Below are 25555 nucleotides of genomic sequence, written 5' to 3'. Positions count from 1 at the left end.
CTCCAGACCACAACATGCCCCTCCGCCCCTTCGCCCGACGGCTGGCCACATCGGCAGGCCACCATCCCTTGATCGTTGGTGCACTGGGGACGCTGCTCACATTCATTGTCTTGGCAATTAGTGTGCTGACGCTGTGGACCAACCGTGAAACGGCCGTCGAGCACGCGCACGAAACCTCAAGGAATGTCGCCGCCGTTCTGGCCAGCCACATCTCGCGCACCGTCGACTCAGCCGACCAGTCGCTGCAGGTGCTGATCGCCGCACTCGACAAGCCTGGCATCCGCAACCTCGATCCGGAGGTCCGGCACGATCTGCTGTTCAGCCCGACGGCCTCCGCCCGCTATCTCACGGGCATGGGCGTCACCGACGACAAGGGCCAACTCGTCGACGGTTGCTGCTCCGTGACGCACCGCTGGGATTTCAGCGACCGCGACTACTTTCTCGTCCATCGCGACCACGCAAACGTTGGTCTCTATGTGTCCGCAGTCTATAAGGCCCGGTCACGCGCAGGCGTGGAGGCCATTGCGCTGAGCCGAAGGATGAATCGACCGGATGGGGAGTTTGCGGGCACCGCGCTGGTGGCAATTGACCTCGATTACTTCAAGCAGCTTCTTGAAAAGCTCGATGTCGGGCCGCGCGGCGTCACGGCCATCGTCCGTACCGACGGAACGCTGGTGGCGCGCAATCCGCCACCCGGCGCAGCCCGCGCGCTCAATTTCAGCAAATCATTGACGTTCCCGCGCATGGTGAATCAGGAGTCCGGCTTCTATGTGGCGCCCTCTGCCAGCGACGGCGTGCTGCGCCTCTATACGTTTCAACGCGTGCCGGGCACACCCTTCATCGCCGTGGTGGCTCCGGCCATGGGCGATGCACTTGCTGCCTGGCAGCGGCTGTCATGGATCGTAGGGCTGTCGTCGCTGTCGGTGAGTCTCGCTTTCTGCGCAGGGGTATGGCTCCTGGCTTTTGCGCTGCGCGGGCGTGTGATGGCCGAAAGCCACCTGCGGGAGCTGACGCAAACCGACCCGCTCACCGGGCTGAAGAACCGGCGCGCATTGGACGTTGCACTGGAAAACGAATGGGATCGGTTGCAACGGAATGACAGCCACCTATCCGTGCTCTTTGTCGATGCCGATCACTTCAAACGCTACAACGACGAGCACGGACACGCCCAGGGCGACACTGCGCTCCAGTACCTCGCCAACTGCATTTCCACGCATGCGCGACGACGCGGCGATCTTGCGGCCCGATACGGTGGAGAGGAGTTCGTGGTGGTGCTGCCCGACACCGACGAAGCCGGCGCCATGCAGATCGCAGAAGCGATACGTGCCGAAGTCGAAGCGCCCCGCACCGCAATCGGCAATACGGGCGTGGCACCCTTCACCGTGAGCATCGGTTGCGCAACCGCACGCCGATCAAGCTTCCCGTCACTGCTCGCTTTGACCAAGGCCGCGGACGACGCGCTCTACGAAGCCAAGCGCAAAGGGCGGAACCGCGTTGATTACGCAGCAACTGCGTAGCCTCGCATGGCCCGAACCCAGGCCCCAAGCCGGCGAGCACGCGCGAAGGCTTGCCCGTCTTCGCCACGAGCGCGGCACTGGGCGGCGCTAGGCGGCAGGCTGGGCGTACCGCCTCCGGTGTTTCCGCCGCCATCGGCACACAGCAGCAAGCTGCGCGACATCTGCCCGTTGCCGCTGGATACGTGTCACCCACGTGATAAATCACGCAAAATGCTCCGCATCTGAGATGGGGAGGCTAGCCGGTGGGTATCAACTTTGATTTGACGGACTTGCAGGCGTTTCGCGCGGTGGTGGAGTTGGGCAACTTCCGAAAGGCCGCCGAGGCGATCAGCATTTCGCAGCCCGCGTTGAGCCGTCGGATCGACAAGCTCGAAAGCGCGCTGGGCGTGCCCCTGTTTGAACGCACCACACGCAGCGTCACGCTCACCACGGTCGGGCGCGTGTTTGCCCGCAGTGCCGAACAACTACTCGACGATCTCGACGTCGCGCTGCTGGGTATCCGCGATATTTCATCGAGCCGCCTGGGGCACGTGACCATCGCGTGCGTGCCGTCCGTGGCCTATTACTTTCTGCCGAACCTGATTGCGACCTATCACCGCCGCTTTCCACGCATCCGAGTCAAGCTGATCGATGCGAGCGCGAACGAAGTGCTGGGTGCAGTCATCAGCGGTGAGGCAGATTTTGGCGTGAGTTTTATGGGCAGCCAGGAGCCCGAGATCGAATTCAAGATGCTGCTGCAGGAGCGGTTTGTTGCCGCCTGCCGGCGCGATCACCCGCTCGCCCGAAAGAAGCGGGTAACGTGGAACGAGCTTTACGCGCACGATTACGTGTCGGTGGACAAGACGTCCGGCAACCGCCTGCTGCTCGATCAGGCGCTGTCGGCCGTGGCACCGCCTGCGCCAAGCGTATGCGAGACGCGGCACGTCACGACCATGCTGGGGTTGGTTGAAGCGGGGCTTGGTGTTGCCGCGGTGCCATCGATGGCCATGCCAGGGCATGATCACCCTATCCTCACGAGCGTCCCGCTTGTCGAACCAGTGGTGAAACGACGCGTGGGCATCGTGAGACGGCGCGGGCGACCGCTGACACCCGCCGCAGAAGCGTTTCACCGAATGATCATTGAAGCGAAGCGCGCCAGCACCACAAGAAGCGATGCGTAGCGCGAATCCACTGTACGTGCGGACCCGGCTTCAATGTGCAGGTACGGAATCCAGGCCAGTCGATTTCACGTCGGGCTGCGCCCCGGGCGAAGCAAGATAATCGAGAAGCGCCTTGGCTTCCTTCGGATGCTGTGCACCAACGGGGATGCCCGCAGCAAAGCGCGTGACCGACTGCAGCGACTCCGGAATCTTTCCGACGAAGGCGGCACCCTGCACCGGCAGCAACTCGCTCACTTGCTGGAAGCCGATTTCGTAGTCGCCGGTGGCCACCACCGACGCCACCGGAATGCGCGGGATCATCTTCGCCTTCGCCTTGACCTGCTCTTCAATGCCAAGCTTCTTAAACAGCTCGCGCTCGATATAGACGCCGCTTGCGCTGTCAGAATAGGCAATCGACTTGGCATGCAGCAGCACTTGCTTGAGCCCCTCGGGCGAGCTGATATCGGGCTTGGCCGCGCCTTCGCGCACCACCATGCCGATGCGCGAGTCGGCCAGCTCCACACGCGAATCTGGGATCACCTTGCCTTGCTTGATCAGATCGTCGAGTGCGTAGCCGACCATGATGACGGCGTCTGCCGGCTCACCGCGCGCAAGCCGATTCGGAATCGCTTCGGGCGACTTGCCCATCGAGGGTCCAAGCGCAGTGTTGAGCGTATTGCCCGTCTGTGCTGCGAACTTCGGGCCGAGAACCTTATAGGCTGCGGTAAAGCCACCGGAGCTCATGACGTACAGCTCGGCTGCATGGACGGGGGCTGCAACTGCCGAGGTTGCGACGAGTGCGGCTGCACACAGTTTCAGAAACAGAGTCTTCATGGTGAGGGTCATGCCAGGTCGTACGAGTTTATGAACATGCGGAACGTGCTGTGCGTCAGTGTGCCGGAGCCAGCGTCACCGCGCGGCGGCGATAAAGCGTCAACGTCGCCAGGAGAGCGCACACGGCGGCAAAACTCATCCAGTAGCCAGGGGCCGCCTTGTCGCCCGTCATGTGAATGGCAGCCGTCGAGATGGCGGGGGTAAAGCCGCCAAACACGGCCGTGGCAAGGCTATAGGCAAGCGAGAACCCAGCCACGCGCACCTGCACGGGCATCACTTCCGTGAGCGCAACGACCATCGCGCCATTGTAGATGCCGTACATGAACGACAGCCACAGCAGCACGAGCAGCATGTTCATGAAGCTCGGCGCGTGAGCGAGGAACGAAAGCGCCGGATAGGCGGTAGCAATGGTCAGCACCGTCATGCCGATCAGCAGCGGCCGACGGCCGATCCTGTCGGAGAGCGCACCGCCAATCGGCAACCACACGAAGTTCGATACCCCCACGCAGAGCGTGACGAGCAGGCTGTCGGCCGTGCTCAGATGCAACACCGTTTTGCCGAATGTCGGCGCATAGACGGTGATGAGGTAGAAGCTCGTCGTGGTCATCGCCACCAGCATCATGCCGGCGATGACGACGCCCCAGTTTTGCACCAGCGTACCGAATACGTCTTTCATGCTCGGACGATGCTTGCGCGCCTTGAACTCCTGCGTTTCCTCAAGATTGCGGCGCAGCACGAAAATGAACGGCACGATCATGCAACCGACGAAGAACGGCACGCGCCATCCCCATGCGGCAATGGCCGGTGCGCTCAGCCATTGGTTGAGCGCAAAGCCCAGGCCTGCCGCCACGACGATCGCCACCTGCTGGCTGGCGGACTGCCAGCTCGTGAAGAAACCCTTGCGGCCGGGCGTTGCCATCTCGGCCAGATAGACCGATACGCCACCCAGCTCCGCGCCCGCCGAGAACCCCTGCAGCAGACGCCCCAGCAACACGAGTGCCGGTGCCAGGAGGCCGATCGTGGCGTAGCCAGGAACGAACGCGATCAGCACGGTCCCGCTTGCCATGATGGACAGCGTGACGATGAGCCCCTTGCGGCGGCCGACGTCGTCAATGTACGCACCCAGCACGACCGCGCCCAGCGGCCGCATGAGGAACCCGGCGCCAAAAACAGCGAACGTCATCATCAGCGAGGCGAACTCGCTTTCGGTGGGAAAGAAGACATTGGCAATCTGCGTGGCGTAGAAGCCGAACAGGAAGAAGTCGAACTGCTCCAGGAAATTCCCGGCGGTAACGCGGAAGACCGCAGCGGCCTTGGATTGCCCGGTCGAAAGGCTGGACGGGGGGTGCATCGAGGTGTCTCCTGGAAGCCAAAAAAAGAATACGCCGTTGAACGGCGTTTGTGGTTTTGGCAATGTTCGCCGGGAGACTGACAAACGAGAAGTGCAATTTTCGAAACGATTGATGTTCTTTGGTTATCAATCTTCCCTGCCCGACTACGCCACGTTCTTGCCGCGCCACGGGCAGACCGTGGAGGCGGCCTCAGGGCACGCCTCCACGTGGCAGACCACCTAGATGCTGCTCGCTGCAACATCGGCGGCGACGCATCCGTATGCGATCGGGTCGTCATCGTGCATCGGCACACATGTCGCCGTTAAAACTGGTACCCCACCGACAGAAAGCTCGCCAACGGGTTGATCCGCACCTTCGATGTCGTCGTCACGGTGCCAACCGGTGCCTGCGTCGTCAGCGTCGCCGTGGTGGATAGCCACATGTACGACACCGACGCACCAATCGACCAATGGGCGTCGATGTTGTACGTCAGGCCTGCATTGACGATTGGGGCAAACGACTTGCTGAGCGATGCCGTGGTCGGGCCGACCAGCATGGAGCCAGTCGCTGGCGAGGCGAGAATCTGCCCGGTTGCCAACGGCCGGCTCAACTCGATATCGCGATACCAGACATAGGCAAGCCCGGCGCCGAGATACGGTCTGACACGCGCGGTCGGCTCGCCAAAGTGGTATTGCACTTGCGCGGCCGGACTCCATGCCCGCGCTGTGCCCATCTCCCCGACAGACGCCAGCGTGCCGGTCCCGTTCAGGTGGAGCTTGGGTGGAATGCCGAGCACGGTTTCGAGCGCCACATGGTCAGTGACGAAGTACCGCGTGGTGAGTGCGAAGGTGTTGGCGTTGGCCAGCGTCGACCCGCTGCCGGGCACCACGGCCGATTGCCCGAGTGCATTCACCGTCAGCGGTTGGCTGGAATCTTGAGGGGCAAGATGCATCCAGCCTGCGTTGACGACCCACTGCCCTGCTGACTGCGCATGGGCGAACGAGGTCGCCGCGATCGACAAGAGCATTGCCGCGCGTGAGTACTTCATGTTGTCTCCGATTTTTCTAATGTAGGAACTGCAACTGCAGGAATGCGCCGCCATGCGGCGCGGGGCACTGCGCCCGCTCACGCGGTGGTGGGCAGGCGAGGAATTCCTCCTTCGGTCGGATGCGTCAGAACGCTCGGCTCAACCGCGCTTCAATTGACGGAAAAGGGAAATGGAAAGCGGCCAAGCACTTCACGCGCGGCGGCAATCGACGCCGATGCATCAAGCTTGACCGACGCAACGAGGCCTCTCGACTTGTCCTCGGCCACATCCAGCGCGTCAAACGCGATACCCGCATCACTGAGTGCCGCAGACAGGGCTTCACGCGTTTCGCGGTGCTTCAGTGCGGGCTTGAAGATCTTGCCCACCGCAGTCAGGGGCATCATTTCAATGATGTTGACCTGCCGGGGCAGCGCCGCACGTTCGGCAATCTCCGCCTTCAGGAAGGCCAGCAAATCGGCTTCCGTGGCAGACGCACCAGCACGCAGTTGCACGTACGCAACCGGCAGTTCGCCCGCGTGCACATCCGGACGCCCAACGGCAGCGGCAATCTGCACTGCCGGGTGACGATGCAGCGGTGCTTCGATGGTGAGCGGATCGATGTTGTGGCCGCCCCGGATGATCAGCTCCTTCTTGCGGCCCGTGAGCCAGAAGTAGCCTTGTTCGTCCTGCCGCGCCAGATCACCGGTATTGAGCCAGCGCTGGCCATCGCCCGTATCGACCCAGAGGCCCGCGTTCTGCTCCGCCTGGCGGTAGCCCGCGAAGACATTCGGCCCTGACACCACGAGCACGCCGACTTCATCGGCAACACAATCCCGCAGGTACTCGCCGCCCTCGCCCAACACAACGGCCTTCATCTGCTGCGCGGGCACGCGCAGGCCGATGGAGCCAAGACGGCGCTCGCCCAGCGGCGGGCTGACGCTGCTCACACACGTCGCTTCGGTCAGCCCATAGCCCTCGAGGATCTTGATACCCGTCTGCTCCTGAAAGCGGCGGAACACTTCGATGGGCATGGGCGCGGCGCCGCATAGGCCGTATTCGAGCGACCCCACATCCCGCCCGCCAACGGGCACCTGAAGCAGCGAGGCGTAGAGCGTCGGCACGCCGCTGAAGAAGTTCACGCGATGGTGCTCGACGATCTCCCAGAAGCGCTGGATCACGCCTTCAGCGCGATAGCCCTGCGGGGTGCCAAGCACGACGTGCGCGCCCTTGGAGAACGGCAGCAGCCCGGTCACCAGAACGCCATTGACGTGGAACAGCGGCAAGCCGCAAAACACCACCTTGCCGGGGCCGATGCCGTCGCCCAGCACCTGCGCCGTGCTCCACGCATTTGCCACTTCATTGCCGTGGGTGCGCATCGCGATCTTCGGCAAGCCGGTGGTGCCGCCCGTACAGAAGTACGAAGACGCATCTTCCGCGGCAATGCGCCGCCGACTGTTCAAGCCGTCTGCACGCTGCGCCTGCACCGCGCTGTTGAAATCGTGGATGCGCACCGACATCGGGACAGCGCCATGCACGCCCTGTGGACCGAGCAAGCGCAGCACTTCGTTCTTTTGCACTTGCGCCGCACATTGCGCCGCGCCATGCACGCGGTCAGCCAGGTTCACCAGCACCAAGTGCCGCAGGCTCTTGATCGAAGGCAAATGCGGCTGCAGCTTGATCCAGGTATCGGTGCCGGGAAACGGCGCCAACGTGACGAGCACCGATGCACCCGCGGCATTGAGCAGCTCGGCAAGCGCGGGCCCTTCAAGCAGCGGATTGAACGCCGCGACGATGCCGGCTGCCTGCCCACCCCAGATCACGAAATGCGTTTCCGGGAGGTTGGGCAGCACAAACGCAATCACGCTATCTTTCTTGACGCCGATGCTGTCAAAGAAATTGGCCATCTGCGTGATGCGCGCAAGAAGCGCCGCATAGCTCCACGTCTGCGGGGTGCGGTGGTCATTGACACTCAGAAAGAAGCTCAATGCCGGCGCCTCTGGATTCAGGCTGGCACCACGGCAGATCATCTCGTATGTGCTCTGCGGAAGATCGGGCGGAAGACCGTGCACTTCTGCGGCTTCCACGTCCTGCAAGCTGGAAAAACCGGACATGGCGCTCACTCCTCGGCAACGATGCGGTTGCGCTGCATGCCCAGATCGATCCGTCCGTCGGACGAGTGGATCCGTGCTTCCACCACGTCGCCCGGCTTCAGGTATTGGGTTCGCTCAGCCTGCACCTTGAGGAACATCTCCCACTTCGTCTTCTCGGGCAGCATCGCGGCGATCTTCTGCTTGGCGGGTGAAGGGATCGACAACGCGCAGCCCGCGGGCGTGCCCGTGGCCAGCAAATCGCCCGGCTCCAGATCGTGCACGCGGGACAGCTCGGTCAGCGTCTCGGCCGGGCCGTAGACGAGGTTGGCCGTTGTGTCGTTCTGGCGGAGCTTGTCGTTGACGGTCAGCTTGAGCTGCAGGCTTCTGAGCGCCGCAAAATCGCGCGGCTCCAGCAGCGTCAGCCACGGGCCCACCGGCCCGAATGTGCGGAACGACTTGCCCTTGTAGAACTGCATCTGCGGGATCTGGACGTCGCGCGCGGAATAGTCGTTCACGATCACCGCGCCGGCCACGTACTCGTGCAGGTTGTCTTCGGTCACATCGACCGCCCCATGAATGGCCTTGCGCATTACCAGGCCAAGCTCGATCTCGTAATCGAGAAACTGCACGCGCTTCGGTTTGATCACGTCGCTGTCGGCCGGGACGATGCAGCTCGATGCCTTGGTGAAGATCATGTTGTACGACTTCACGTCCGGGTCCATGCCGGACTCGATCATGTGCTGCCGATAATTGGCGCCCTGGCAGACGAACTGCTGGTTGCGCGTGACCGGAGACAGGAGCTTCACCGCTGACAAAGGCAGCGTTTCGCCGTCCAGTGCGGCAAGCTCGGCCAGCGTTGTATTGCGGACGAAGTCGCCCGTCGTGGCATAGGTGCCGGGCACAGGCGTAATGCGGGTATCCCGGATCACGCCCCATTGAGTTTGGCCCTGATATTCGAAGCGAACGATATTGATAGACATGGCAAAAAATGCGTTGGATGGATGACAGCTGAAGGCGCTTGCGCTGCCTCAGGCAAAGAGCCGGGCCAGCGTGACCAGCTTGCGGAAAGTCAGGTCGGGGCTGCGGCGCAGGTTGCGGATGAGCGCCGCAATGGCGGCCGGTGTCAGCTTCGGCTTGGTGAACGTGGCGGGCATCGACTGGCCCCACTGCGACATGGCCTCGCGGCTCACGGGGTGGATGCCGGTCGGTTGCTCTGCGGTGAACAGGTCACCGTCGCAGTAGTGCTCGTGCTTGTCGCCCCACGGGTCTTGCCAGTAGTCGAAGATCTGGCTGCCGAGGATGTGCCGGCCCAACCCCCAGGCGTGCTCCCACCCCTGCTCACGCAGCAGGCGATGCCCCATGCCGACGGCATCGGCATCGATCAGCTCAAAGGCGCTGTGGCTGTACTTCGGCACAAAACCCTGAGCCAGCGCGAGCGTGTGGTGATCGGCCGGCGTGTCGCCCAGATCCAGCCGCATGAAGGCAACCGCAGGCGAGCCGTCCGGCAGCACCTGGACGTCGCTTGGAATGAAACCGAAGTGCTGCGTGTACCAAGCGCACGTCGCCTGAAAGTCGGCAAGCTCCAACACGACATGCCCGAGGCGAATCACCTCCGGCGCACCCACGGGTGGCCGCTGGGTTTCGTTGATGCGCAAGGGGGCATCCGCTGAGTTGAGCGGCAACGGTGCGCGGTGCGGCAACTCGGCTGTCGACGCCTGACCAGCAATGGCATCGACGCGGAACCCCGACGGATCGACAAGACGCACGCGAAAGCCACCGCCCGGCCACCCCGACGGCTCCACGGTCGATGCCCCAGGCAGTTTCGCCAAGGCATCCAACGCTGCACGGCCGGCGACCTGCAACCCGAAGCCGGCAAACGCGGCCTTTGGCGCCTTGCGCACGACATAGCAGAACGGCGCCGGGCCGGTTCCGCGCAAGAACAATGTTGCCTCGTCGCGCTGAACCGTCACGAGACCAAAGTCGTTGAGGAACCGCTCGGCCTGCTCAAGATCGGGCCGATCGAACATCAGGTAGGCAAGCGCCAGCGCCTTCGTCGTCGGCTGCGGATGGCGTGCAGGCTGTGCTGTGGTGAGCTTCATGGCAGGACACTCAAGCGGATTGAACGGCGGCGGCAGCGGCGGGTGCTGGCTCGGGTTCGCTACCCAGCAGCGCCAGGCTTTCGCGAACGAGTCGGTCTGCCTCGGCGGCCGGCCCGTCGTGGACCACCGTGCGATCGGGGCGAACGACGGCCGCCCAGCCAACAGGTACCGCGTCGGGAAGGAACGTGCCGTTGATGTCTTCCCAAACACCGGACGCCTCACGATGCAGACGCTGTCCTCGATGCGCGATCTGGACGAACGCACCGCCGAGACGTTCAAACGCGGCTGCCGTTGCAGGTTGGAGTGCCGTGCTGGCGTCGCCGCCAAAACTGACGAGCGTGTAGCCGTGGCCGAGCACGTCGTCGCTCAGGCACGTGCGTCCCTCCGCATTCCTGATCCAGCCCTGCGGGATCACCCCGCCGCGCGTCAGCTTGGTCGACGAGCAGCCTTTGACGAACAGCCCGGTCTTGAACGCGTTCTTAGGCTTGATGCGCAGCTCTTCAAACTGCGAGCGCAAGCCGGGCACGAGCCGGGTCAAGCGCATCAGGCCATGCGTCAACAGCGCGATCGGGGCACTGCGCGGCATCACCAGCTTGCCCATGAACCGCGCGAGATTGATCATGGCTTTCGCATGCGGGCGGCGTTCCTCGTCGTAGCTGTCGAGAATCCGGGCATCCGCCCGACCTTGGAGCACCCAGGCCAGCTTCCAGCTCAAGTTGACAGCGTCTCGCAGCCCGGCGACCAGCCCTTGGCCGACAAACGGTGGCGTAATGTGCGCGGCGTCACCGACCAGAAACACGCGGCCCACGCTGAACCGGTCGACGGTTCGGGCATGAAAGCGATAGACCGCCTTGCGCTCGATCGTGATGCTGTCAACGTCCGTCCACGGAGCGAGCAACTCGCGAATGCGGCTGTCCGACTCCATCTCTTCGCGACTTTCGCCGGGCTGGAGCATGAACTCCCAACGCTCACGCGCGCCTGGGGCGACCATGTGCGGCGTGGGACGCCGGTGGTCGCAGAGGAATTCAACGTGGTCAATCGGCTTGGGAACATGCCGCGCGTCGACGATGAGCCAGTCCTCCGCGTACGTCGTACCGCGGAATTCCTGGCCGATCAGATGGCGCACCAGCGAACTCGCGCCGTCTGCCCCCACCACGTAGCGAGCGCGGACCCGGTGTACCTGCCCTTGCCCGACATCGAGCGAGGCCAACACGCAATCCGGCAGATTGGTGACGCTGAGCAGCGTCGCACCCAGCGCGATATGCACGCCCTCGTGCGCCGCCAAGCGTGCCCGCAGGCAGCGCTCCAGATCCGGCTGATAGAACGTAACGAGCTTCGGATGGCCGTCCAGGCTGCCCAGCGTATTGACCCGGCCGAACTCGCCGAGCCAGGGCGAATGCATGCGGACATGCGGGATGGCCACCGTTTCAAAATCGCCCTCGCCAATCTCCGCCTGCTGCAGGATGCGCAAGGCCTCGTTGTCCAGCGCAATAGCGCGCGGGGCCATGTAGATGTCGGGCGCCTTATCGACGGCCATCACGCTCACGCCCTGACGCGCCAGCAGATTGGCCACCATGGCGCCAACGGGGCCAAGCCCCACGACAAGGATGTCTATTTGAGATGGCAGGTCACCGGCCCCGTGGGGGCGTGCGCCATCCGCAACGCGTGAACTGGCACGCGCATATGCATTTGTCTCCACCGCTACTCCGTGTCTTTGTCTACGTCTTTACCAGGCTTCGCTCGCCTTTTTTGACATTAAAGTCATCGCTGATGATTTTGTCAATATCGACATTCGAATCTATAATTGCAGCCACAACAAGGACTCCAGACCACCATGGCCACCACCGAGACTCGCCGCACCCCGAAGCGCGCCACCACAAAGACGCCTCCCCCTCCGGCACCCGCCGTTGAGGAACGCGAGCCCCGTGGTGCACGGCGCAAGCGGGAAACACGCGCACGGCTGCTGGATGCCGCTCTGCGGCTCATGGCCGATCGCGGCATGGAAGGTGTGGCCATCAACGAAATCACCGAGGCGGCGGACGTCGGGTTCGGGTCGTTCTACAACCACTTCGAATCGAAGGAAGCCATCTACGCCGCGCTGGTGAGCTCGGTGTTTGAAGAGTTCGCCGATTCGCTCGACAAGGTGACGGAGGGGCTCGCCGACCCCGCGGAGATCATTTCCGTGTCGGTGCGGCATACGCTGGTTCGGGCACGGCGCGAGCCGGTGTGGGGGCGCTTCCTCATCCGTGAGGGCTTCTCGGCGCGCGTGCTGACGCAGGGCCTCGGCCAGCGCCTGCGGCGCGATATCGAGCGCGGCATCGCGGCGAAGCGGTTTGTCGTGGCGGATCCGTTCATCGGCTTCCTGTCGGTCGGCGGCACGGTGCTGACGGCCATCTCGGCAGAGCTCAACTTTCTGGCGCCCGGTGCGCCGGCTGCCGACATCCTCAAGGAACTGGGCTTCACGGGGGAGCACTTCCCCGAACGCACGGCAGCGGTGCTGCTTCAAACGCTGGGGCTCAAGCGCGCCGAGGCCGAAAAAGTGGCCGCCCGGCCGCTGCCCGTCGTGGAAACGGCAGACAGCGCAAGCTGATCGGATCAGCGGCGCTGCAGCGCCCGCTGATCGACCAACCTCACTTGGCCAACATACTGGCCGACGAATCCACGCAACCTGCCATCGGCCGAGCCGCCTCGGATGGTGCGGCAGCGTAAGCCAGTAGAGGCGCCGCCATCTGCGAAGCCAGCGCGTTCAAGGCACGCCGCTGGCCCTGCACCACGCCGTCCATGCCTGCGGGCACAACTTCGCGAACGACACTGCGGCACGTCAGCATGGGGCGATCTTCGGCCGTGCGAATCGTCCAGACGGCATCGATCAAGACATGCGAGCCGGGCCACGCATCAAACCGCTGTACATCCACGGCCACCCGGTAAACCGGGCGTTTTCCACCGTAGGGAAGGCCGTGCAGGTCCACTGCGCTGGTCCGCAACGCCAGCCCCGACGACAGCGCCGCACGAATCTCATCGGCCAAGGGTGAAGCCCAGCGGTCCATCTCGAGTACGTCGACCTGGCCTGAGCTCCGCTGCACTACCAGCCGCCTGCCCGCCACCGACGGCGGAACACGAACTGGCAGCACGTCAACCAGCAACGCCGATACGGGTGCTGCCACCGCAACCTCATCGTCCGCAGCCAAGCGATGAAAACGCGCCGGCGGCGAGCTGCATGCCGCCAGCGTGACGCAGGCAACCACGCCGACAAGTACGCGGCAAACTGGGAACCAGGACACACTCACCGCGCATCTCCTTTCTTGCCGAACAGCAGCGATTCCGGATGGCGCTCCAGATAGTCCGTCAGCGCATTGAGCGATTGAAGCGTGCGCGTCAGCTCCTGCATTGCCTCGTGCACATCGGACTGGAGCGGCGAGTCCTGTCGCAAGGTCGCCTGTGCTGCGTTGAAGGTCTGCTGTGCAGAAGCCAGCGTGTCCCGCGCCTGCGGCACCACTTCCGTATCCAGATGACCGAATAGGCGGTTTGCATTGTCGAGCGCGCCGTTCAGGTTGTTGCCGATCTTGTCGAAGGGCACCTGGTTGAGCTTCTTCGCAATGTCGGCAAGCTGCACCTGCAATTCATCCAGCGAATTCGGAACGGTCGGCAACTCCACCGGCGACCGATGAACGTCGACCGTCGCACGCGGCGCCTTGGGGAACATGTCGAGCGCCACGTACAGCTGGCCCGTCAGCAGGTTGCCCATGCGAAGCTGCCCACGCAGCCCCTGCATGACCAGGTGCTGCAGCAGTTCATGGCCGCCCGGCGTATCGGGTGCCGGAAGCGATGTGTTGCTGCGCCGGCTGAGCCGCGATGGATATAGCGCCATCATGACCCGCATGCTGAACGTTTTCGCTGCCTCGTCGTATTCGATGCCGATGTCCGTGACGTTGCCCAGCGCAATGCCGCGCAGATCCACCGGCGCGCCGACTGACAACCCACGTAGCGACTGGTTGAATCGCATCACCACCGTCAGCGGTGCACCGTCGGGCTCGCGCATGGCGTCGGCTTCATCGGATGCCAGCTGGAACACGGTGCTATCCGGCGGCGGAGGCCCATCCGCCTGGCCCTGCGGCGTCTGGAACGCCAGGCCGCCGACGATGACCGTGGCAAGCGACTGCGTATTCAGCTTCAACCCGCTGGAGTCGAGCCGCAGGTCCACCCCGCTGGCGTGCCACCAGCGCGTATTGGTGCCGACGTACTTGTCGTAGGGCGCGTTCACAAACACGTTCACCTGCACGCCCCCACCTTGCTTGTCCAACGCAAAGCCCACCACCTGCCCCACTTGCAGATGGCGATAGAAGACGGGTGCACCGATATCAACGGACCCGAGCGAATCGCCGTGCAGCGAGAACTGCCGCCCTTGCTGATCGGTGGTGACGGAGGGCGGACTCTCCAGCCCCACGAACTGGGTCTGACTGTCTTTGGAGCGACCAATATCCACGCCGATATACGCGCCGGAAAGCAACGTTCCCAATCCGGAAATGCCGCTCGCGCCCACACGTGGGCGGACCACCCAGAAGCGGGTGTCCTTGCTTGCAAAGCGTTCGGCTTCGCGCGCCAACTGGATCTTCACCATCACCCGCTTGAGATCCGGGGTCAGCGAAATGGCTTGAATCGTGCCGATCTCGACGTCCTTGTACTTCACCTTCGTCTTGCCGGCCTCAAGGCCTTCGGCATTGGCAAAGGTGACGGTCACGGCCGGGCCTTTCTCGGCGATGGTCTTGGCGACCAGCGCGAGCCCGATCAAGGCCGCAATCAGCGGCACGAGCCAGACCATTGAGGGAAGCCAGCGCCGCTGGGGCGTGATCTCGGGAAGGGGGTGATCGATAGGACGCATTGCTTGAAAAGAGAATATGGCGGACGAGTGTTGTGCGCGGAATCCGATCAGGAATCGTCTCGCGCGGATTCGGCGTCGTCGGGAACGGGGTCCCAGATCAGCCGGGGGTCAAACTGCATGGAGGCGATCATGGTGAGGATCACCACCGCGCCAAAGGCCAGTGCGCCTGGGCCAGCGGTGATGACGGCGAAGGAGCCGAAGTGCACCAGCGCAACCGTGAGCGCCACCACGAACACATCGAGCATCGACCACCTGCCAATACGCTCGACCAGGCGATAGAGCCGTGTCCTTTCGTGCGGGCGCCACGTGGAGCGCCGATGTGCCGCGAATACCAGCAGCGCCAGAATGGCGAGCTTGAGCATCGGCACCACCACGCTGGCGATAAAGACGATGGCAGCCAGGCCCCAATCACCGGAAGTCCAGAAGTACGCCACCCCGCTCAGGATGGTGTCGTCTTCTGAGCGGCCAAGTGAGGTGCTGTGCATGACCGGCAACAGATTGGCGGGGATGTAAAGCAGCGCGGCCGCCAGCAGCAATGCGGCGGTTCGCGAAACGCTCGCCGGACGGCGTTCGTGCAGGGCCGTATGGCAACGACTGCACCGCTGGTGTGCTTCGCCACGTAGAAGCGGTTGCACACAGCCGCATGTGTGGCAGACAACCAGGCCGGCCTGTTTTGCGGAGAGAGCCTTCAGTGCGTCAGTTCGCAATTCGGCAGATCGCGTCGCATCGTCCGGTGCCTCGATCTCGTCGCACGCATGCCAGAGCCTGTGCGGATCGAACCGCGAAACCAGCGCCAACAGCACCGTCAACGCGCCGAATGCAAACAGGCCGGCACCAGGAATCACCCGCGCGAGGCTGACCATTTTCACTGTCGTGACGAGCACGCCCAGCATGAACACTTCGATCATTCCCCAGGGCCGAAGCCATTGAAGAAACCGGATGACGTGGCGAAATCCACGAGGCACAGCGCCTGCGCGCAAGGGAAGCAGCACGTAAAGCAACGCGAGCAATTCCATCGCTGGAAACAGCGTGGTCGTAAAGAACACGACCGCAGCCACGATGTGCATCTGCCCTGCCCATAGCGAAGACACCGCATCAAGCAACGTGGCCTGCGACGCCATGCCCTGCGCGTTGAGCGCAATGATCGGGAAGCATTGCGCGATCGCCAACGTAACGACCGCCGCAACCGCCATGGCGCAGGTGAAGTCGAGTGTCGGGCGGGCGTGATGGGCACCGCTCAGGTCGTTCGCACAACGCGAGCATCGGACGTGCAAGCCATCCAACAGTGGCGGCCGCCGAAACACGCGGTCGCATTCATGACAGGCAATCAGGTGGGCGGATTCCATGGGCGTGGCCTAAGCCAATCGGCATTGCGGGCGAAGCACGGCACTCCACGCTTGGGGTGTGGAGGCCGGGCCTATCCAAAGGCAATGTCAGTCTTTGGCGATCGTCTGATCGGTGTTGGCGGGCAGTTCACCCATGGCCTGCAGCAACGCCGCCGTGTCGCTCATGCGCCGGCTGGTCGCCCGCACGGTGTCGAGCTGCGCATTCAGGTACTGCTGCTCGCTCGACTGCTCCGCGGATGCGGGCAACGCCCCCAATCGGCGGCGCGACGCGGTCTCGTTGAACGCGGTACGCGCTGCTGTCGATGCCACTTCGGCGGAAGCGAGCGTCTGCGCATCGTTCTCCAATGCGGCGAGCGTATCGGCAACGTTTTCAAATGCCGACAGCACGGCCGACTTGTATTGCAGCACCGTTGCGTCATACAGCTCCAGCGTCGCCCGGCGGTGCGCCATCAATGCACCACCGTGGAAGATGGGCTGCGATAGCCCCGCGCCCACCGCCCACAATCCACCTGCACCGGACAGCAGTGCCGGCCAGCTCAATCCGCCACGACCGAGCGCGGCCGTGAGCGACAGGCTCGGGAAGAGCTGCGCGGTGGCCTCGCCCGCATCTGCGGACGCCGCCTTGACCGCAGCGGCGGCAGCGCGGATATCCGGGCGGGCCCGCAGCAGATCCGACGGCACGGCCACAGGCACCTGGTTCGGCAGCGAAAGGCTACTGAACTCCGGAACCGCAGGCGCTGCATCCGGGGTGCGGCCCAGCAACACGGCCAGTGCATGGATGGACACGGCGCGCTGTTGACGCAGCTGCGGTAGCGTCGCCGCGAGCGATGCGGCGCTTTGCGTCGAAGCCAGCGCTTGCGCATGCGACAGTGCCCCCAGCTCATACCGCCGCTGGCTGTCGCGCGCCGTCGCGTCTGCCACCACAACAAGGCGTTCCGTCAATGCAATCTGCTGGTCCAGCGCTGCTGCGTTGATCACCGTGCCGACGATATTCGCGGCAAGCGCACGCCGTGCCGCCTCCAGTTCGCAGCCGCGCACGTCCACCCGCGCAGCGCTCGCGGCATTGGCATAGCGCGTCGCGCCAAACAGGTCGAACGTGTAGTGCGCCTGCAGCTGCCCAACGAACACGTTGTAGCGCAGCGCCTCGGGCCCTACGCCTGTGAGGTTTGGCGTGCGTTGGCGCGCGACCTGCGCCCCAGCGTCGAGGGACGGCAATGTTGATGCGCCCACCTGTGCACGCAGTTCCTCCTGCGCGGCGGACAACGTCTTCTGCGTGGCAGCCAGCGTGGGGTTGTTGCGCAGGCCCTCTTCCACCAACGCGTTCAGCGCATCGGAACGATAGAGCTTCCACCATTGCGGCACCGGCGCAGCCCCCACATCAAACTGCTGGGCAACACCGGCCGCTTCCGCCGTCTTTGCAGGCGGCGTGGTCATGCCGTAGTGCTCCGGCGAGGGCACGGCAGGCGGCGTGTTGGTCGGCGCCAAGGAGCACGCCGAGAGTGCGAGTACCGACGTTGCGGCAAGCGCGCACATCATACGAGAGCGTTTCATGATCAATTCTCCAGGGCTGCGGTGCCGGCCGCAGGCAGTTCCCGTTCGTCCGGGCGGACCTTGAAGCACGCGGCATACAGCGCCGGCAGGAAGAAGATGGTCAGGACCGTGGCGATGGTGATACCGCCCATCAGCGCAGTGGCCATCGGCCCGAAGAAGCCCGAGCGCAGCAGCGGAATCAGCGCCAGCACTGCCGCAGCGGCCGTGAGCATGATGGGCCGGAAGCGCCGCACCGTTGCGCCGATGATGGCGTCGAAGCGTTTTTGGCCCGCCGCGATGTCCTGGTCGATCTGGTCCACCAGGATCACGGAGTTGCGCATGATGATGCCGAACATGGCAATCACCCCGAGCAGCGCCACGAACCCGAACGGCTTGCCGAACAGCAGCAGCGCCGTCACCACGCCAATCAGACCCAGCGGTGCGGTCAACACGACGATGAAGGTGCGCGAGAAGCTCTTGAGCTGGATCATCAGCAGCGTCAGCACGGCAATGATCATCAGCGGCATCTCGGCATTGATCGACGTCTGGCCCTTCACACTCTCTTCCACCGCGCCACCGATCTGGATGCGATAGCCCACCGGCAGCTTGGCGCGTTCAGCGGCCAGCGCCTGATCGATGTCACGCGTCACGCCAATGCCTTGCGCGTTGCCGCGCACGTCGGCCTGCACCGTGATGGTCGGCTGGCGATCGCGTTCCCAGATCACGCCGTACTCGAGCTTGTTCTGCACATGCCCCAGCGCGCCGAGCGGAACCGGGCCGTTAGGCGTCGGCATTGCCAGGCCGGCGAGCTTGGCCGGGTCGACACGTTCGGTCTTCGGTGCGCGCAGATCGACGTTGATCAGCTTGTCGCGCTCGCGATACTGCGTCACCGTGTAGCCGGACAGCGTCATGGCCAGGAAGTTGGAAACATCCTCCGACGTCACGCCGAGCTGGCGCGCCTTGATCTGATCGATCTCGAACGACATCGAACGTTCTGCCGGTTCATCCCAGTCGAACTGCACGTTCTGCGTGCGGGCATCTGCACGTACCTTCTCGGCCACCTTGTCGGCAATGTTGCGTACGGTGGCAATGTCGTCACCGCTCACGCGGAACTTGATCGGAAAGCCGACGGGCGGGCCGTTCTCAAGCTGGGCGACACGGGTGCGGACACCAGAGAAGTCCTTTTCCAGCGTGGCGTTTAGCCAGCGCGACAGTGCATCGCGTTCTTCCACGTTCTTGGCCGTGATCACGAACTGAGCAAAGTTCGGCTGTTGAAGCTGCTGGTCCAGCGGCAGATAGAAACGCGGCGCACCAGTGCCGACGTAATCGACAAAGTGTTCGATCTCTTTTCGGCCATCCAGCGCTTTCTCCAGACGCTTTGCCTCGCGCAACGTGGCATCAAACGAAGCCCCTTCCGGCAAGCGAATATCCACCAGCAATTCGGGCCGTTCCGAATTCGGGAAGAACTGCTGCGGCACGCGCGTGAACGCTGCCATGCCCAGTGCAAACAGCACGGCCGTCACACCCAGAATCACCCAGCGACGCTCGATGCAGAACGAGATCCAGCCCGACAGACGCTGATAGAAGCCGGTGTTGTAGATATCGTGCTCATGGCCATGTTCCGAGGCGCCGTTCTTGTGCTCCGGCAGCATGTGATAGCCCAGCAGCGGCACCAGCACCACGGCGGCAAACCACGACACGATCAGCGAGATGGCGGACACCTCAAAGATCGAGCGCGTGTACTCGCCCGTGCTCGACTTGGCCAGCGCGATCGGCAGGAAGCCGGACACCGTCACCAGCGTGCCGGTCAGCATCGGGAATGCCGTACTGGAGTACGCAAAAGCGGCGGCGCGCATGCGGCTCCAACCCTGCTCCAGCTTCACGGCCATCATCTCGACGGCGATGATGGCGTCATCCACCAGCAACCCGAGCGCCAGCACCAGCGTGCCCAGTGAAACCTTGTCCAGCCCGATGCCGAACATGTGCATACACAAGGCCGTGATGGCCAGCACGATCGGGATGGAGATCACCACCACCATGCCGGTACGCAAGCCCAGCGATACCAGGCTCACCACCAGCACAATCGCCACAGCTTCGCCGACCGAGCGTACAAACTCGTCCACCGAATGCTTGACGGCATGGGGCATGCTGGAAACCGGAGACAGCTTCAGCCCTGCCGGCAGAGTCGCCTGCAGTTCGCCCGCCGTGGCGTCGAGCGCCTTGCCGAGGTCGATCACATCGCCGCCCTTTTGCATCGTCACGCCGATGCCCAGCACGGCATGGCCGTTGGTGCGCATCTGCGTGACGGGCGGGTCGTCATAGCCGCGCGTGATCTTGGCGATGTCACCCAGCCGGAACGTGCGCTTGTTCACGGTGATCAGCATGTCGGACAGCGCCTGCACATCCTTGAACGCGCCGGTGGGCCGCACGAACACGCGGTCATCGGCGGTCGTGATCGTGCCGACCGGCGCCACGGTGTTCTGTGCGTCAATGGCCTGCGCGATCTGCTGCGGCGTGATGGCAAGCCGCGTCAGTTGCGCGTTGGAGATTTCGATGAAGACGTGTTCAGCCGGATCACCAAAGTAGTCCACCTTCGCAACGCCGGGCACACGCAGCAGCACGGTACGCAGCTTGTCCGCGTAGTCGTGCAGTTGCGCGGGCGAGAAGCCGTCACCTTCCAGGGCGTAGATGTTCGTATAGACGTCACCGAACTCGTCATTGAAGAACGGCCCGACCGTGCCCTTGGGCAAGTTCGCGCGGATGTCGCCCACTTTCTTTCGCACCTGATACCAGGTCTCCGGCACGTCCTTGACGGGGGCGGAGTCCTTCATGGCGAAGAAGATCATCGACTCGCCAGGGCGCGAGTAGCTCTTGATGTTGTCGACATACGGCGCAGCCTGGAGCTGGCGCCCGATGCGGTCGGTGATCTGCTCCTGGACTTCGCGCGCGGTGGCGCCCGGCCAGTACGTCTGGATGACCATCGTCCGGAACGTGAACGGCGGATCTTCTGACTGCGCAAGATGCGTGTAGCCAATGACGCCAAACAGCGTCGCCAGCCCGATCAGGAAGATCACCAGTTGCTGGTGGCGCAGGGCCCATGCCGAAAGGTTGAAGCCGCCCTCGTCCGCCGGGGATACCGGCGTCGCAACCTGCTCGGTGCCCTGCACGATTTCGCGATCATCCGCACTCATGATGCAAAGTCCTCAGGGTGCAGGGGCGCAACCACTTGCACGTGTTGCCCGGCATTGACGGCGTGCACGCCCTGCATCACCACGCGATCGCCATCGCGCAAGCCAGATGCGATCAACACGCTGCGTTCGTCGTAACGCGCGATGGTGACGGGGCGCAGCTCCAACGTATCCGTGTTCGCGCGCACCACCCAGACCGCAGGCTCTTCGCCGCGGTGGAACAGTGCGGTGACCGGCAGCTTGAACGGATGCGCAGCCACCGCGTCGCCCTTGGCATCGAAGGCGATCGTGGCAGTCATGCCCATGCGCACCGCAGCGTTTGGCGCCACGAGCGACAGCTTGACGCGCCACGTACGGCTTTGCGGATCGGCCGCGGGCGACACCTCGCGCACGCGCGCCTCAAAGCTTTGCGAGGGCGCAGCCGGCAGGCTCACGCGCGCCGTGCTGCCGACGGTCAGTGAGGACAGCACACGCTCCGGTGCATCGCAAACGATGTCGACATCGCCCGTCCAATCGAGGTGATAGATCGCTTGGCCAGGCTGGACGTTCTGGCCGGTGTCGGCGTCCTCAGAGGTGATGACGCCGTCGTGATCCGCCACCAGCGTGGCGTAGCGCAGGCGGTCACCGACGAGTGTGGCTTGTGCCCGTGCGGAATCGCGTTGCGCAAGCGCGGAGGCGTAGGCATCCTGCGTCTGCTCCATCTGCGCCGGGGCAATCAGGTTGGCCTGCGACTGTGCACGGTCACGGTCAAGCTGTTGCTTGGCGTAGACCAGCCGATGTTCTGCGGCTTCCAGTTGCGCGCGTGCATTGGCCAGATCGTTGCGCAGATCCGCCTGATCCAGCATCGCCAGCACCTGCCCTTCCTTGACGGTATCGCCCAGACGCACGCGGCGCTCGACCACCTTGCCGCCAACACGGAATGACAGCGGCGTGGAATACCGTGCCTGCACCTGCCCGGGCAATGTGTTCGCAACGGCGTTGCCGTCCGGATGCAGCGTCAGCGCAACGACCGGCTTGGGTGCTGCGACCAGGGTTTCACTGTGGTGGCAGCCCGCCAGCAACACAGCGCAGCAGGCGGCAATGACAACAGGCGCGCGTTTGGAACGCCCGACGACGGACAGTTGGGGGCGCGCTGTCGTTCGCGCTTGACGACCGGGATATTTCACGATGTTTCCAAGCAAGTGATGGCCTAACGAACAAGGGGTCACGCGCATTCCGGAGCCGCGCCTCTTCTGCGCGATCAGCTCTCGGGTAACGCATAACGGAACTCGGATGTCGGGTACGCGAGTCGCCTGTCTCCACGGCGTTCAGGAACCACTTCTCGGCAGATGGGCTGCATTCAGCTGGCAAGCCATGGCGGACGGCTCTCTGGCCTTTTTCGCCGGGTGCTTGCCCCATCACCGCGTCCTACTCAGGGCAACTCACCCTGATCGACCCTACGGACGACATTAAACTCATAACTGATAATATTGTCAACTATGACGCGAGCCACTATCATCGCCATTGAAGACACCAATCGAGACCCCTATGCGGAACCTCATGAATCGCGTGGCCGAAGGCCGCCACCAGCGGCGCGGCACGCGTCGCAAAGAAGAAACACGGACGCGCCTGCTTCACGCGGCGTTGTTGTTGCTGTCTGAAAAAAGCATCGAGCGCGTTGCCATCAGCGAGATCACCGAAGCCGCCGATGTGGGCTTCGGCTCGTTCTACAACCACTTCGAATCGAAGGAAGGGCTCTTCGCTGCGCTCATCGACTGGGCGTTTGAAGACTTCGCTGACCGGCTGGATGGGGCGGCGCATGGCTTGACGGATCCGGCCGAGATCATCGCCCTCTCCGTCCGTCACACCTTGCTGCGGGCGCAGCGTGAGCCGGTTTGGGGCCGGTTGCTGATGCGCGAAGGCGTCTCTACCCGCGCCCTGACACATAGCCTTGGCTTGCGCCTGCTACGCGACAGCCACCGCGGGCTCGCTGCCAAGCGGTTCGTCGTGGCAGATCCGTTGCCAAGCGTTCTTTCCGTGATTGGCACCGTGCTTGCCGGTGTTGCGGCCGAGTTGCACTTTGCGACGACTGCCGCCCGTCCGGGGCGCGGCCGCCAAGCAGCGGCCGTTCGGGTGGAGCACCTGGCCGAACGTGCGGCCGTCTTCGTACTCCAGGCGCTGGGCATCAAGCGCGTTGAAGCGGAAAGAATCGCGCAACTGCCGTTGCCGATGTTCAAGGACGGCGATGCCGCAACCCCTGCGTGAACCCTCGCAGCACTCGGCGAGGGTGTGTCAATCAGGCTTGATAGAGCACGCTCGCGAGATAGCGGTGACGCAACGCCCGTAGCGCCGCCGCAAGAATGGCGCTGGCAGGCAACGCCAGCAGCACCCCAAAGAATCCGAACAGGTGGCCAAAGGCGAGCAGCGCAAAGATCACGGCCAACGGGTGCAGGCCAATGCGCTCGCCAATCAAGCGCGGCGTGAGGAACACGTTCTCAAGGATCTGACCCAGGCCATACACCACAGCAACAGCGCCGATGCCGTACAGATCGCCAAACTGCAGCACGGCGGCCAACATGGCGAGCGCCAGGCCCGCGGCAAATCCCACATAAGGAATGAACACCGCCAGACCTGTGAACAACCCCAGCGGCAAGGCAATCTCGAAGCCCGCCAGCGTTAATGCGATGGGGTAGAACGCGGCCAACACGACCATCACCAGAAGCTGCCCGCGCAGGTATTGCGACAGCATCCGGTCAATGTCGATGACGAACGCCCGCGTCTGGCCAAGCCACCGACGGGGGATCAGGCTTTCCATACGCCGAAACATCTGGTGCCGGTCGTAGAGCAGGTAGAAGAGCACCAGCGGCACCAGCACGACGTTACCCACCACGGTCAACATCGCGTTGCCGCTGGTGCGCAGGTATTGCCAGACGGCGAGGACAGCGTTGCCATCGCCCCCCGTGTGCGGCGCGGACAGCAAATCGCGCAGATGCGGCAAATCCAGGTCGACGCCAAGCCCCAGAACAGCCAGCTTTGGCTGCAGCCATGCATTCAGATTGGCAAGCAGCACAGGAATTTTTGCCTGAAGTTGCGGACCTTCGGTCTGGACGACGGCGAACATGAGCGTGACGAGCAGTGCCGCCATCGCCGCAAAGCACAGGATCATTGCCAGCGCAGCGAGCCACCGAGGCACGCGGTGCCGCGCCAGCCACTCCACCCCCGGCTGCAGCATGTAGGCAATGAGCGCGCCCAACAGGAACGGCGTCAGCACCGGCCGCAGTGCCCACATGAGCCCACCCATTGCCAGCGCAACAAGCCCCCATAGCCAGGCCTGGCGCCGTATCAGGGTGGACATCAGCGTTTTCGCACCATGCGCGCTCCCTTGGTGGTGGACGTTGCACTGTTCGCAATAGGCGGCGGTGCTCGCCCGAGAAGATGGTCCCCGCATCTCACCGCTCCTCAAAGTACGCGACGGCGTGGTCCATGAAGGCCCGGACTTTGGCCGGCACCAGCGTTCGGCTCATGTAGGCGAGGCGAACCTCCGCTGCGGTATCCAGGATTTCATGTTCACCCACCAACCGGACGAGGCGCCCTTCGCGCAGATCGTCTTCCACCAGCGCCAAAGGCAGCAGCCCCATGCCAAGTCCAGCCAGCACGACTTCACGGTTGAATGCGGCGTTGTTCGAGGCAATTTCGTACCGCAGCGGAACGACCAGCGGTGCCCCATCGGTGCGGAACGTCACGATGGGCTTGTGCTGGTGCGGCGGTACGGTGACGAAGACATGGTCGGCCAGATCAGCCGGGTGACACGGGCGCCCACGCGCCTCCAGGTAGTGCGGTGTCGCCACGATGGCCAACGGCAAGCGATGCAGCAGCCGTGTCACAGCCAAGTCGGTGGCCAACATGAACGGCAATACCAAGCCGATGTCGTAGCCCTCGGTTGCGAGATCGACAACGCCTTCCAACAAGGTCACCTCAACCATGACGTTCGGGTTCTGGCGCTTGAACGATGCCACCAGCGGCGCAAGCCACCCTGACGTTGCGGTCGTATGCGCAACGAGCCGCAAGACGCCAACCGGCAGATGCCCCTGGCTGCGTGCGTCGGATTCCAGGCAATCCAGATCGTCGAGCACACGGCAGCATCCGTCATAGAAGCGGTGTGCCGCGTCCGTCAACGAGAACTGCTTGGTGGATCGGTGGAAGAGACGCGCCCCAAGCCGCTCTTCCAGGGAAGTGATCGCCCTTGAAACGACAGCCGGCGATACCCCAAGCATCTGCCCTGCCCGCCTGAAGTTCCTGACTTCGACGATCGTACGAAAGAGCCGCAAGCTCTCGAAATGGTCCATAAGCACCTCGAACAAGGCTCGCACGTACGGTCGCAGGTTGACGCGGCAACTAAACCACGCGCGCTATCGGACGCACTTCGCTGCACAACGGCAGCCCGTTGCTAGCCCTATCCCCGCCGCGAGCATTCACAATCTAATCATAACTGATGTAATTGTCAATTATGACATCAATGAACAGACACAAGGAATTCTTCGCGGAGGAATGTCGAGGGAATGTGTGGTTGCTGAGCAGCCCAACAACCCGCTTGAG

Annotated in this window: 19 protein-coding genes; 4 read left to right on the top strand and 15 right to left on the bottom strand. The window is 63.6% G+C overall.

The window, feature by feature from the left end; genetic code table 11:
• The first annotated feature begins 14 nt into the window (after positions 1-14).
• Both F7R11_RS09050 and F7R11_RS09045 read left to right on the top strand, forming a co-directional pair.
• A complete protein-coding gene (locus F7R11_RS09050; protein WP_064802744.1) occupies positions 15-1517 on the top strand; it encodes a GGDEF domain-containing protein in 1503 nt (500 codons plus the stop codon).
• A 242-nt stretch (positions 1518-1759) separates the two neighbouring features.
• Positions 1760-2677: a LysR family transcriptional regulator gene (locus F7R11_RS09045; RefSeq protein WP_064802742.1), complete on the top strand. Its 918-nt coding sequence runs from the start codon at positions 1760-1762 to the stop codon at positions 2675-2677.
• 30 nt (positions 2678-2707) lie between these two features.
• Here the strand turns inward: F7R11_RS09045 and F7R11_RS09040 are convergent, their stop codons facing one another.
• From F7R11_RS09040 to F7R11_RS09010, 7 genes are all read right to left on the bottom strand, one after another.
• Entirely contained in the window at positions 2708-3490 is a 783-nt protein-coding gene (locus F7R11_RS09040; RefSeq protein ID WP_064806269.1) for a substrate-binding domain-containing protein, read from the bottom strand.
• A 55-nt stretch (positions 3491-3545) separates the two neighbouring features.
• Positions 3546-4841, bottom strand: coding sequence for an MFS transporter (gene tcuC / locus F7R11_RS09035; protein ID WP_064802739.1), 1296 nt, complete (start codon positions 4839-4841; stop codon positions 3546-3548).
• A 302-nt stretch (positions 4842-5143) separates the two neighbouring features.
• Complete coding sequence (locus F7R11_RS09030; RefSeq protein ID WP_064802737.1) at positions 5144-5869, bottom strand: OmpW/AlkL family protein; 726 nt, start codon at positions 5867-5869, stop codon at positions 5144-5146.
• A gap of 149 nt (positions 5870-6018) precedes the next feature.
• Positions 6019-7959: an acyl-CoA synthetase gene (locus F7R11_RS09025; RefSeq protein ID WP_064802734.1), complete on the bottom strand. Its 1941-nt coding sequence runs from the start codon at positions 7957-7959 to the stop codon at positions 6019-6021.
• A 5-nt stretch (positions 7960-7964) separates the two neighbouring features.
• The gene (locus F7R11_RS09020) at positions 7965-8918 is read right to left on the bottom strand and encodes a fumarylacetoacetate hydrolase family protein (protein ID WP_064802732.1); all 954 of its coding nucleotides are present in this window, start codon (positions 8916-8918) and stop codon (positions 7965-7967) included.
• A 48-nt stretch (positions 8919-8966) separates the two neighbouring features.
• Positions 8967-10037: a VOC family protein gene (locus tag F7R11_RS09015; protein WP_064802730.1), complete on the bottom strand. Its 1071-nt coding sequence runs from the start codon at positions 10035-10037 to the stop codon at positions 8967-8969.
• Between the two features lie 10 nt (positions 10038-10047).
• On the bottom strand, positions 10048-11613 hold the full coding sequence (locus F7R11_RS09010) for a bifunctional 3-(3-hydroxy-phenyl)propionate/3-hydroxycinnamic acid hydroxylase (RefSeq protein WP_231973177.1): 1566 nt from the start codon (positions 11611-11613) through the stop codon (positions 10048-10050).
• 258 nt (positions 11614-11871) lie between these two features.
• Between F7R11_RS09010 and F7R11_RS09005 the strand changes: the two genes are divergently transcribed.
• A complete protein-coding gene (locus tag F7R11_RS09005) occupies positions 11872-12627 on the top strand; it encodes a TetR/AcrR family transcriptional regulator (RefSeq protein WP_064802726.1) in 756 nt (251 codons plus the stop codon).
• A gap of 40 nt (positions 12628-12667) precedes the next feature.
• Here F7R11_RS09005 and F7R11_RS09000 read toward each other — a convergent pair whose 3' ends face one another.
• From F7R11_RS09000 to F7R11_RS08975, 6 genes are all read right to left on the bottom strand, one after another.
• Entirely contained in the window at positions 12668-13324 is a 657-nt protein-coding gene (locus tag F7R11_RS09000) for a PqiC family protein (protein WP_064802724.1), read from the bottom strand.
• On the bottom strand, positions 13321-14916 hold the full coding sequence (locus tag F7R11_RS08995) for a PqiB family protein (protein WP_064802722.1): 1596 nt from the start codon (positions 14914-14916) through the stop codon (positions 13321-13323). The genes F7R11_RS09000 and F7R11_RS08995 overlap by 4 nt, the downstream gene beginning before the upstream one ends.
• A gap of 47 nt (positions 14917-14963) precedes the next feature.
• Positions 14964-16262 (bottom strand): paraquat-inducible protein A, encoded by a 1299-nt coding sequence (locus tag F7R11_RS08990; RefSeq protein WP_064802720.1) that lies wholly within the window; start codon positions 16260-16262, stop codon positions 14964-14966.
• An 87-nt stretch (positions 16263-16349) separates the two neighbouring features.
• A complete protein-coding gene (locus F7R11_RS08985) occupies positions 16350-17813 on the bottom strand; it encodes an efflux transporter outer membrane subunit (protein WP_064802718.1) in 1464 nt (487 codons plus the stop codon).
• Positions 17814-17815: 2 nt separating this feature from the next.
• The gene (locus F7R11_RS08980) at positions 17816-20983 is read right to left on the bottom strand and encodes an efflux RND transporter permease subunit (RefSeq protein WP_064802716.1); all 3168 of its coding nucleotides are present in this window, start codon (positions 20981-20983) and stop codon (positions 17816-17818) included.
• The gene (locus F7R11_RS08975) at positions 20980-22146 is read right to left on the bottom strand and encodes an efflux RND transporter periplasmic adaptor subunit (RefSeq protein ID WP_064802714.1); all 1167 of its coding nucleotides are present in this window, start codon (positions 22144-22146) and stop codon (positions 20980-20982) included. Before F7R11_RS08975 ends, F7R11_RS08980 begins: the two co-directional genes overlap by 4 nt.
• A gap of 361 nt (positions 22147-22507) precedes the next feature.
• On the opposite strand from F7R11_RS08975, the gene F7R11_RS08970 reads away from it, so the two are divergent.
• Positions 22508-23224 (top strand): TetR/AcrR family transcriptional regulator, encoded by a 717-nt coding sequence (locus tag F7R11_RS08970; RefSeq protein ID WP_064802712.1) that lies wholly within the window; start codon positions 22508-22510, stop codon positions 23222-23224.
• 31 nt (positions 23225-23255) lie between these two features.
• Here the strand turns inward: F7R11_RS08970 and F7R11_RS08965 are convergent, their stop codons facing one another.
• The gene (locus F7R11_RS08965) at positions 23256-24314 is read right to left on the bottom strand and encodes an AI-2E family transporter (protein ID WP_082932804.1); all 1059 of its coding nucleotides are present in this window, start codon (positions 24312-24314) and stop codon (positions 23256-23258) included.
• 94 nt (positions 24315-24408) lie between these two features.
• Complete coding sequence (locus F7R11_RS08960) at positions 24409-25305, bottom strand: LysR family transcriptional regulator (RefSeq protein WP_064802710.1); 897 nt, start codon at positions 25303-25305, stop codon at positions 24409-24411.
• Positions 25306-25555 lie beyond the last annotated feature (250 nt).

It is taken from the genome of Ralstonia insidiosa, assembly GCF_008801405.1.
GTDB classification, from domain to species: Bacteria; Pseudomonadota; Gammaproteobacteria; order Burkholderiales; family Burkholderiaceae; genus Ralstonia; species Ralstonia insidiosa.
Note: the sequence above shows the minus strand (reverse complement) of the source record. Positions and strands in the feature narration are given on the sequence as shown.